Consider the following 10,082-nt stretch of genomic DNA (forward strand, 5'->3'; position numbering starts at 1 on the left):
GCGCGATTGTCCGAACGCCCCCCTCTTGCACAAAATCTGAATACCATAGCGGTGGCAGAATCGTGTGCGCATGTGCTAGGTCTAGGGGTATGGAGCAGGCAAACCCCAATATCAACGAGTTTCGACCGGTAATTCGGCAGTTGGACGATGCTGCAATCAACCGGATCGCAGCCGGCGAAGTGGTCGAGCGACCGGCCTCTGCGGTCAAGGAATTGATCGAGAACGCCATTGATGCAGGTGCCACGCGGGTTGCGATAGAGATCGCCGATGGGGGCAAGACGCTGATTCGCGTCACCGATGACGGCTGTGGTATTGCGACGGCGGACTTGCCGTTGGCTTTGTCCCGCCACGCAACCTCGAAAATCGACGGGTCGGATCTGCTGAACATTCATACTTTCGGCTTTCGCGGTGAGGCGTTGCCGTCGCTGGGCGCGGTCGGGCGTTTGACCATAACCAGTCGTGTTCCGGGGGCGGATGCGGCGCAGATTCAGGTCGCTGGTGGCACAATGTCCGCGGTGAAACCCGCGGCTCTGCGCGCGGGTACTGTGGTCGAGTTGCGCGATCTGTTCTTTGCCACGCCTGCGCGTCTGAAATTCATGCGTACCGACCGCGCCGAGACACAGGCCATCGCCGATACGGTCAAACGTCTGGCCATGGCCGAGCCCTCGGTCACCTTTACCCTGCGCGATGTCTCGGGCGGCGGCGAGGGGCGCGTTACCTTCCGGGCTGACCGCGAGAATGGTGATCTGTTTAACGCGTTGCATGCCCGACTGGCCCGCGTGATCGGGCGCGAGTTTGCCGAGAACGCGTTGCAAATCGACGCCACGCGTGAGGGTATCCGGCTGTATGGCTATGCCGCCCTGCCGACTTATTCTCGGGGCGCAGCGGTGGCGCAGTACCTGTTCGTCAATGGACGGCCTGTGCGTGACAAGATGCTGACCGGTGCATTGCGGGCGGCCTATTTCGACTTTCTCAGCCGTGATCGGCATCCGGCGGCGGCTCTGTTCATCGACTGTGATCCGACGCTGGTGGATGTGAACGTGCACCCTGCCAAATCCGAAGTGCGGTTCCGCGACCCTGGCGTGGCGCGCGGGCTGATCGTCTCGGCCCTGCGGCACGCACTGGCAGAGGCCGGGCATAGGGCGTCTTCAACCGTAGCGAACGCGACCCTCGGTGCGATGCGGCCTGAAACACCGCAACCCATTCCGGCGCGGGTCTACCAGATGGATCGCCCTTCATCCGCCGCGCGCCAGATGGCCTATCAGGCGCAGGCACCGGGCTTTGCTGAACTGACCTGCGATTACAGCGGCAGCGTGGTCGAGCCGGTCGCGGAATCTGTTTCCGAGGCGCCGGTAGAAGACCTGCCTTTGGGGGCTGCACGCGGGCAGGTGCATGAAAACTACATTATCGCCCAGACCGCTGATGGTATGGTGATTGTCGATCAGCACGCCGCGCATGAGCGGTTGGTTTATGAAAAGCTGAAAGCCCAGATGGCGGCGAACGGCGTGGCGGCGCAGGCGCTGCTGATCCCCGAGATCGTAGAGTTGTCTGAAGGCGACTGCGCGCGACTTATGGCGGTGGCAGATGACCTTTCGCGCTTTGGCCTGACGCTCGAGCCCTTCGGCGGCGGTGCGGTTGCCGTGCGTGAAACCCCGGCCATTCTGGGTGAGGTCAACGCCCGCGCAATGATTCTGGAAATTCTGGATGAGCTGTCCGATCAGGGTGAAAGCCAGATGGTGCAGGCGCGGATTGAGGCGATCCTCAGCCGTGTCGCCTGTCACGGTTCGATCCGCTCGGGCCGCCGAATGCGGGCCGAGGAAATGAATGCCCTGCTGCGCGAGATGGAGGCAACGCCTCATTCCGGCCAATGCAACCACGGGCGGCCAACCTACGTGGAACTGAAACTGGCCGATATCGAACGATTGTTCGGACGCAGTTGATCCCGCGGGGTGCGCGGGCTATGAAGAATAAAACAAGAACACCCGAGGCAACATGATCGAGATTGCAGGAACCCAATTTGCATTGAACGACCCCGTGATTCTGATCGTTGGCGGGGTGGTGGCATTGATCCTGTTGCTGCTGTTCCTGTCTTTGCGAGCGGCCAACCGGTCAGCCAGGATGGCCGAGCCACTGTCGCGGCAAATGGCGCATCTGGGTCAGCATGTTCAGCAGTTGGGACAAGGACAAGAGCAGCTGCGCGGTGGTCTGCAGCATGTCTCGGACACGCAGGCCAATGCGCAGCTGCAGGTGATCCAGACGGTTGAATCCCGCCTGTCTTCGGTGCAGCAGCAGATGAACGATCGGCTGGCAGATAATGCGATGAAATCCGCACGTGCGCTGGCCGAGATGCAGGAGCGGATGAAGGAATCGCTTCACGGCTCGTCGAAACAGACGGCGACGTCACTGACCCAGTTGCAGGAGCGTTTGGCGGCCATCGACAAGGCGCAGGATAACATCACCAAACTGTCGGGCGATGTGCTGTCGCTTCAGGATATTCTGTCGAACAAACAGACGCGCGGTGCGTTCGGAGAGATTCAGTTGAACGATATCGTCTCCAAGGCATTGCCCTCGGACAGTTTCAAGCTGCAGGCGACCTTGTCGAACGGGCGTAGGGCGGATTGCCTGATCCACCTGCCCAACCCACCAGGCCCCATTGTGATCGACAGCAAATTCCCGTTGGAAGCGTATGAGGCGCTGATCGGGTCGACCAATGATACGGAGCTGAAAGCGGCGGTGCAGATGTTCCGAACAACTGTGCGCAAGCATATCAACGACATCTCCGAGAAGTACATTCTGGACGGGGAAACCGCCGATGGCGCGTTGATGTTCCTACCTTCCGAAGCGGTTTATGCCGAGTTGCACGCCAAGTTTCCCGAATTGGTGCAGGAGAGCTTTACCAAACGCGTTTGGATCGTCTCGCCCACCACCTGCATGGCAACGCTGAACACGATGCGCGCGATCCTGAAGGACGCAAGGATGCGGGAACAGGCGGGTGCTATCCGCAAAGAGCTGGGTCTGCTGCACAAGGATGTAGATCGCCTGGGCGATCGGGTTTCCAATCTGGACCGTCATTTCGGGCAGGCGGCCAAGGATATCTCGGAAATCAAGATCAGCGCTGAAAAGGCAGGGCGCCGGGCGCAGCGACTGGACAATTTCGATTTCGAAGAGATCGCACCTGACGACACGCCGGGCGTTGTACCGCTGGCGCGGCACGAAATCTGATAAGCCGTTCGATGCGACATTTGCCGGATTTGGCCAGCGCATCGCGTCAGGTCCCAGAGATCAGATACGCAGGAAGGGCTGGAACAAGCGGGGCATGAGCTTGGTGAATTTCAGCGGCGCGTCGGTAACGGCCAGACAGATGCAATCTGCGGTAATGTCTGCAGTCGGGGTGTGATGCAGATCTTCATCGGCAATCTCGACATCGCCGCGTGCAAAGTGATCAACTTCATCCGAAAACGCACCCTGCAGAACCATGGTCAATTCCATACCGTTATGGCTGTGATCCGGAACTGCGGTTCCGGCTGGAATGAACAGCAGACGTGCCGAAGCGTCGCCGCTCGTCGGCAATATAGCTTGTCTGACGCCCATTCCGATGGGCCGCCATCGGATGTCATTGACGGTGCCTCCGACGTAGTCCTGCAGGGGGGCAGGTAGCACGGCGCAGCCCTTGTTCACGGGCTTGGGGGTCGGTGCGCCTTGGGCGATCAGCGCCATCGTCGCAGCCAGCGCGCTGTCGTTCATTTGGGCAGGATAGGGCAGCGCGTCCAGTATCTGTCCGCCAACCGCATCAAAGCTTTCAGCCTGCGCGCGGCAATGGTCACACAGCGACAGATGGGTCGCGACCATCAGATCGAACGCTTCGGGCAGGCTGCCGGCGGCATATGCCATCAGCAGATCTTCCGTCAGGTGATGCTTAATCTGTTTGCTCATCGTCTCTGTCTCAGTTCATTGCGTGGCGCAGGCGATCCAGCGCCAGCCTAATTCTTGATTTGATCGTTCCCAGAGGCAATCCAGTCTGAGACGCAATTTCCCGGTGACTCAGGTCTCCGAAATAGGCCTTTTCGATCAAGTCTCTTTGCGCGTCAGGCAACGCCTTCAAGGCAGTGCGCAGCTGCGCGGTTTCTTGTTGCAAGACGATCACGTCGTCCTGATCAGGTTCGGACTCGGGGCCCCAGCCCAGTTCTTCCGGTTCGGGGCGCCGTTGCTTGCGCAGGGCGTCGATGCGTTTGTTCCGTGCGATGGTGAACACCCATGTGGCCACCGTTGCCCGGGTCGGATCGAACAGATGGGCCTTGTGCCACAAGGTCGCCATCACCTCTTGCGCACATTCCTCGGACATGGTCGCGTCCGAGCCTGACTTCATCAGGAACGCCTTGATCCGCGGCGCAAAATGCTGGAACAGCTCGGCAAAAGCCGCCTGATCCTGCGCATCCCGAATGCGCCTGACATGGTCCACCCACTCAATCCTGGTGTCGCAACTGCTTTGTGTTCCGTTCACCTGTCTACCCTTGATGCGTTTTCTTGTGCGCCAAGGCTTGAGGACGGCGGGTGTAGCCGCCGGCTCGTCCAAGGTCACGGTGTCTATCTCGGTAAACATAACCACAATACGGTTGGTGTCCCAAGCCGGATCACTCTGAAGCGATATTTTTGATCCAATCCTGGCTGGATGCCGTATTCTAAGTAACAGAAACCTTCAGAAAACCACGCCCCTCCGGGCGGTTACAAGCGGGTCGGACCATATCGAATGACACAGACCGTTGATCATGTTGCGGGCCATACCTTTCACGGGCGCAAGGGGGCGATCGAAAACGCCTTCCGCTATTCGGTCGACTACATTCTTCTGAACCCTGAACGCGATCTGACCACTCCGGCGCTATTTTCGGTGAACCGGGCCAATCTTGCCAACTGGCGGTCGCAGGATCACGGGGGTGAGCCGGGCCAGGGCGACGGTGCCGCCTGGCTGCGCGCGCGGTTTGATCAGTTGCAGGTGGCGCAACCGGCGCGCCTGATGTTGCTGACGCAGCCTCGGGTTCTGGGGCATGTGTTCAACCCGGTCAGCTTCTGGTTCTGTTTTGATGGACAGGATGTGCTTAATGCGGTGGTGGCCGAGGTGACCAACACCTATGGCACGCGCCACAGCTATCTGTGCCACAAGCCCGGTTTTGCGCCCATCGAAGTGACAGACAGGATGGTGGCTGACAAGCTGCTGCATGTTTCGCCCTTCCAGAAGATCGAGGGCAGCTATACCTTCCGTTTCGACTATCGCCCCGAACGTGTTGGCGTTTGGATCGAGTATACCCGCCCCGAGGGCGGATTGATCGCCACCCTGACCGGGACACGCCGTCCGCTGACCAACCGGGTGATCCTGTGGTCGCTGCTGCGCCGCCCATTTGGTGCGCGGCGGACCTTTGCGCTGATCATCTGGCAAGCACTTAAACTTTGGGTGAAAAAAGCCACCTTTCGCCCGTTCAGAACCGCACCGGTGCCGGATCAGCCGGTTTCGCGTGTGCGCCTGCGCTAACGCGTTTGTTCAAGATCAAAGACTCGGGCTCTGCCTAGTGGTTGTTTCATTCGAAAGCCGCGAACACAGGAGTCGGGTCATGTTGGAAATTTCAGCAAGAAAAGTTGCTCAGGTTGCGCTGATGGGGCGCGAGCTGAATCGGGCCGAGGGCGAGTTGCGCGCGTTCATTGATCACATGAGCGAGGACGAACAGGCCGAACTGGTGGCTATCATGTGGATCGGGCGTGAAAGCTTCTTCGCCGAGGATCTGGTCGAAGCCATCGCCACCGCAAGGGCCGAAGCCTCAACCCCCTGTGCTGATTACCTGATCGGAACGCCGCACATGTCAGATCATCTGGAAAATGGTCTGGATGCGCTAGGGGTATCGGCCGAGGACGTGGAAAATGATCTGATGTAGGCACCAGTTTTATTGCCGTCACGCCACCTGATTGGCGTGACGGTCATCTCAGTTGGAATGGTCAATGATCGCGAGGTGCTGCGCCAGCCGGTCGATTTCAGCCATCCAGCCCTGCACCAGTTTCGGATCATTGGGGGCCGCATGAACGCCTGCCGGAATAGCGCGGTTCAAGACGGCTTCGACAGCCAGTGAAACGGGGACCGAGACCAGCCGCGCCATTGCCGTGCCGCGGTCGTCACCCCAGGCATCCATCACATAGGTTTTGTGCCAGACCGGAACGCCGTCTTTTTCCGCCTTCAGGCCCACACACAGAACCACACGGTCCGGCTCGCCCTCGTCATAGGCGTTGTCGGCCCAGAACTGGTCCGACATCTCCTTCAGGCGTGCATCGCCTTCGGGGCCGGACAGGGTTTCGATTTCGGCAAACACACCCGACCACGCATCGGCCCAGCCATTCAGACGCAGCGTACCGCGGACGAATTCCTTGACCGGCCAGTGATCCTCGAAATGGTACTGCGCCATGAACGGGATCGAGTCGCGGTTCGGATAGACCTCAAAGCTTTCGGGTGTGGGCAGGGGTGCGATATAGCTGGTAATCGCATCCCATGGGCGCGCCACGTCCAGCGGAGCATAATTGCGAATTGATTTCGATGGAGAACGCAACGCCTTGAGCACACCCAGCGGTGACCAGCTGAACTTGTACCGGAACGGGTTCGGATGCTTGGGGATGCCACCGCAATAAGAGATGAAACTCAGGTGGTTCTGCGGGTCGAACGCGTCCGAAGCGCGATAGTCGTCGATCAGTGCATGAGCCATCAGGTGATCGATGCCCGGGTCCAGCCCGACCTCGTTGACCAGCGCCACCCCGGCTTCGCGGGCCGCCTCGTCCAACGCGCGCATCTCGGGGGCGATATAGGAGGATGAGACGAAATTCGCCTGTTTCGCGATTGCAAGCTCGGCCAAGGGCACGTGCCAGTCGCCGGGCAACATCGAAACGATGACATCGCCCTGTTCCAGCACCGCCGCCAAGGCGTCGATGTCAAAAACGCGGATATCGCTGGTCAGGTCACCAACTTCGGCCTTGGCCTTTTCGATTGTCCGGTTCCAGACCGTGACCTTGTGCCCGCCTTCGATCAGGCGGCGTAAGCCGGGAATGGCCGACAGGCCGGTGCCACACCAGTGAATCGTCATGTGAAAACTCCTTTACGGCTGTTCAGCCAAACCTCAGTTTTGCAATCACGATCGCGCTGACAAGCAGGATCGAGATCACATTACCCAATATCAGCGGCCATGCCGCAATCATCACTCCGTAAATCAGCCACAGGCTCAGCGTGGCCAGAATCAACAGGTTCGCCGGCATAGACAGATCCTTGGTCTCGCGGGAGCGCCAGGTCTTTAGGGTTTGAGGAAGCCAACATACAGTGCCCAGCACCGCAGCCGCGCCTCCGATCAGGTGTTCCATGCGTGGCTACTCCTAGACATGGTTGTCGAACGTATCGCGGGCCCGGCCCCAGACGCCGCTGTTCAAGTCGGTCAGGGTCAGCAGAGAAGGCAGAAGCTGTGCTGCATAATCTTCCGAGCTTTCGACCGGTAGCATCGACGGCAGATTGTCGATTGCAACTACATCAAGAACCGGATTGGTCGCCACGCGCAGGGCAGGTGCGTCCCAAGTGGTTGCTCGGTCATAAACCGGAACGGGGTTATAATCGCTGTCGGGGTCACAGGCGACATCGCCGATGGCGGTCAGCTTGCGGTCAGCGGCCAGTGCCTCATGCGGGACAAAAACCGGCGTGCCTGGGCGCGCGAAGATACAGTTCAGGAACAGGTCGTGGTCGAGGATTTCAGGGAACGGCCCGCCGCTGGCGGTTTCGGCCATGTCCCACTTGGTGACACTGACACCCATCGCCGTGCAAAGGTCGCTGGCGCCGGTACCCACGCGGCCAAGAGCACCGATGACGATGGCCCTTGGTCTATTGGCCTCGATGGCATCTAGTTCAGCCAGAAGCTCGGAATTCAACGCGTCCTTGCTGGGATAGGCACCAACCGGAGAGCATTCCGCGCCCCGCTGCTGCGCGGCCCAAGTCTTGAGTGTCACCGCAGCCCCGGCATAGCCGGCCCAATAGCCAAAGGCGGCGACCCGGCGGCCGTTTTCCTCGACAAGATATTCCAGATCATACAGCGTTCCGCCCCCGGCCTTGAACCGTTCTAGCAGCGCCCGGCCGGAATGCTGACCCTTATAGGCATGGCCGAACATGATGTGGCGGTGGGGCAGGGGCGTGCCATCCTCGGGCAGTTCCTTGAGGCCAAAGATGATCGCGTCCTTGGGTGCATCTGGCCAGGAATTCTCGGGCGCGATCTCGCAGCCAGCAGCCTTGTAACCGTCGATGGGGATGGCGCGAACATGGCTTTCCTCGACCGTTACGCGGATGCCAGCAGCGATCAGCGCCAAAGCGCCTTCAGGGGTCAGCCCGACCCGTTCTTCGTTTGGGCGCTGTTCGGCCCGGACCCATAGATGCGTCATATTTTCTCCCCTTAATCAGAGCATTCCGGCGGCACGTACGGCTTTCAGCGAAGCGCGCGCCTCTGCCGCCTCACGAAAGGCGACGATCTTGGGGTAGGCTGCGATGTCGACGCCGTCGCCTTCCAACCAACTGCAAACCACATACAAATAGGCATCGGCCAGCGAGAACGCCTCGCCCAGCACAAACGGTCCACGCAGACCGTTCGAACAGATATAGTCGCAGGACGCTGCCATGGTCTGCGCGACTTTTGCCGTCATATCCTTCCAGCTGGATTTCTTGTCGGCCCACCGCGCGCCGCGCAGCTTATGGGCGTGGTTCACATGCATGGTCGAGGCAAGATAATACATCACCTCGCGCATCCGGGCGGCCATGATCGGGTCCGCAGGCACCAGCCCGGCCTTCGGAGCCATTGCTGCGATGAACTCCAAAAGTGCCCCGGTTTCGGTCAAAATCCCACCGTCTACCACCAGCGCCGGAACCCGGCCTTTTGGGTTGATCTGCTTGTAGGCGGATTTGGTTTGCTCACCACTGGCAAAGTCCAGTTGGATCGCCTCATAGTCCAGCCCGGCCTCTTCCAGTGCAATCGCAACGGCGACCGAAATCGTGCGAGGGGCATAGTAAAGTTGCATCACAAAGCCTCTGGTTTGGGGTTACAGGTGGGTCTGTGCAAACTGCCGGTCTGGTGCTTCCAGATGCGGAACGGCATTGAACAGAACCGGGCTGAGCTGTGTACCTATCGGGTATAAACGGTGCATTGACGTGTTCATGATGGCAAGAGCCACCCGCGCCATGGCCGGGATATCCAGCCCCATCGCCTGCCGGACAACCATCGAAATCAACCCGCCCGAGGTCACAACGATGGCAGGGCCGCCTTCGGTTCCGATATCGGTCAGCGCGTCGCGCACCCGGGTTTCGAATTCCTCGAAGGTTTCCGGTGTGTTTTTGATGGCGCCATCGGCCCAGGCGGCAAAGGTGCGGGGCAGATGCTCGACAAAACCTTCGCGATCAGTGGGCACTTTCACTCCGTGCTGTTCCTCGAACAGCTGCGCGATGGTGAAATACTCGATCTCGTTCAGCCGCGGATCGCGGATCGGATCAGTCAGCCCCATGCTGGCGGTGGTCTCGGCGTGGCGGATCAGGGTGCCGCAATAGACCCGGGGAAAATGGCTGCGTGTGTCCTGCAGATGCGCCCCCAGCCAGCGGGCCTGCTGATGTCCCAGATCGCTGAGCTTGTCATAGTTCTTTTCGTCGCGCGCGGTGGTATTGGCCTGCCCGTGACGCACCAGTGTGATATGTGACATGTCGGTCCCTCTTGCGTGGCAAGTCTTAGGACAGGTCTAGGTCCGGGGCCAGAGCCGTTCGTTGCGGTTTGGAAATTATTCTCGCTCACCCCCGAATCTGGCCGGGCGGTATTGTTGTTGACTCGCAAGACCGTCCACAGGAACCTTGGTGATATCAGACTGTCCTGCAAATTCATCGTTGCAAGCTATTCGATGACCTCGGAAAACTGGCTTGGGAAAGGATTTATTTATGACGGATATTGAGCGCACGCCTTTGCATGGTTTGCATGTTGAGTTGGGTGGGAAGTTGGTTGATTTTGCGGGCTGGGAGATGCCTGTTCAGTATCCCTTGGGGATTA

The 10,082-nt window shown here is 59.6% G+C and carries 11 protein-coding genes; 4 read left to right on the forward strand and 7 right to left on the reverse strand.

What is annotated here, in order from left to right; genetic code table 11:
* Positions 1-89 precede the first annotated feature (89 nt).
* Positions 90-1,940 (forward strand): DNA mismatch repair endonuclease MutL, encoded by a 1,851-nt coding sequence (mutL, locus tag FN806_RS19005; RefSeq protein WP_142640066.1) that lies wholly within the window; start codon positions 90-92, stop codon positions 1,938-1,940.
* A gap of 52 nt (positions 1,941-1,992) precedes the next feature.
* Positions 1,993-3,222 carry a DNA recombination protein RmuC gene (locus FN806_RS19010; RefSeq protein ID WP_142640068.1) on the forward strand — a complete coding sequence of 410 codons (1,230 nt, stop codon included), beginning with the start codon at positions 1,993-1,995 and terminating at the stop codon, positions 3,220-3,222.
* A 60-nt stretch (positions 3,223-3,282) separates the two neighbouring features.
* Here FN806_RS19010 and FN806_RS19015 read toward each other — a convergent pair whose 3' ends face one another.
* Positions 3,283-3,933 (reverse strand): ChrR family anti-sigma-E factor, encoded by a 651-nt coding sequence (locus tag FN806_RS19015; RefSeq protein ID WP_142640070.1) that lies wholly within the window; start codon positions 3,931-3,933, stop codon positions 3,283-3,285.
* A gap of 10 nt (positions 3,934-3,943) precedes the next feature.
* Complete coding sequence (locus FN806_RS19020; protein WP_142640072.1) at positions 3,944-4,600, reverse strand: sigma-70 family RNA polymerase sigma factor; 657 nt, start codon at positions 4,598-4,600, stop codon at positions 3,944-3,946.
* Positions 4,601-4,747: 147 nt separating this feature from the next.
* Between FN806_RS19020 and FN806_RS19025 the strand changes: the two genes are divergently transcribed.
* Together FN806_RS19025 and FN806_RS19030 are read left to right on the forward strand one after the other, a co-directional pair.
* Positions 4,748-5,524, forward strand: a complete 777-nt coding sequence (locus FN806_RS19025) for a DUF1365 domain-containing protein (protein ID WP_142640074.1) — start codon at positions 4,748-4,750, stop codon at positions 5,522-5,524.
* 79 nt (positions 5,525-5,603) lie between these two features.
* Positions 5,604-5,921, forward strand: a complete 318-nt coding sequence (locus FN806_RS19030; protein WP_142640076.1) for a DUF3775 domain-containing protein — start codon at positions 5,604-5,606, stop codon at positions 5,919-5,921.
* Positions 5,922-5,969: 48 nt separating this feature from the next.
* On the opposite strand, the gene FN806_RS19035 is transcribed toward FN806_RS19030, so the two are convergent.
* From FN806_RS19035 to FN806_RS19055, 5 genes are read right to left on the reverse strand one after another with little or no spacing between them, the layout of a single operon-like run.
* Positions 5,970-7,112 carry a saccharopine dehydrogenase family protein gene (locus tag FN806_RS19035; RefSeq protein WP_142640079.1) on the reverse strand — a complete coding sequence of 381 codons (1,143 nt, stop codon included), beginning with the start codon at positions 7,110-7,112 and terminating at the stop codon, positions 5,970-5,972.
* A 22-nt stretch (positions 7,113-7,134) separates the two neighbouring features.
* Entirely contained in the window at positions 7,135-7,383 is a 249-nt protein-coding gene (locus tag FN806_RS19040) for a SemiSWEET family sugar transporter (protein WP_142640081.1), read from the reverse strand.
* A 12-nt stretch (positions 7,384-7,395) separates the two neighbouring features.
* Entirely contained in the window at positions 7,396-8,442 is a 1,047-nt protein-coding gene (locus tag FN806_RS19045; RefSeq protein WP_142640083.1) for a saccharopine dehydrogenase, read from the reverse strand.
* Between the two features lie 15 nt (positions 8,443-8,457).
* Positions 8,458-9,072, reverse strand: coding sequence for a glutathione S-transferase family protein (locus FN806_RS19050; RefSeq protein ID WP_142640085.1), 615 nt, complete (start codon positions 9,070-9,072; stop codon positions 8,458-8,460).
* Positions 9,073-9,093: 21 nt separating this feature from the next.
* Complete coding sequence (locus FN806_RS19055; RefSeq protein WP_142640087.1) at positions 9,094-9,744, reverse strand: histidine phosphatase family protein; 651 nt, start codon at positions 9,742-9,744, stop codon at positions 9,094-9,096.
* Positions 9,745-10,082: the final 338 nt, after the last annotated feature.

Source organism: Ruegeria faecimaris, from assembly GCF_900182615.1.
Classification (GTDB): domain Bacteria; phylum Pseudomonadota; class Alphaproteobacteria; order Rhodobacterales; family Rhodobacteraceae; genus Ruegeria; species Ruegeria faecimaris.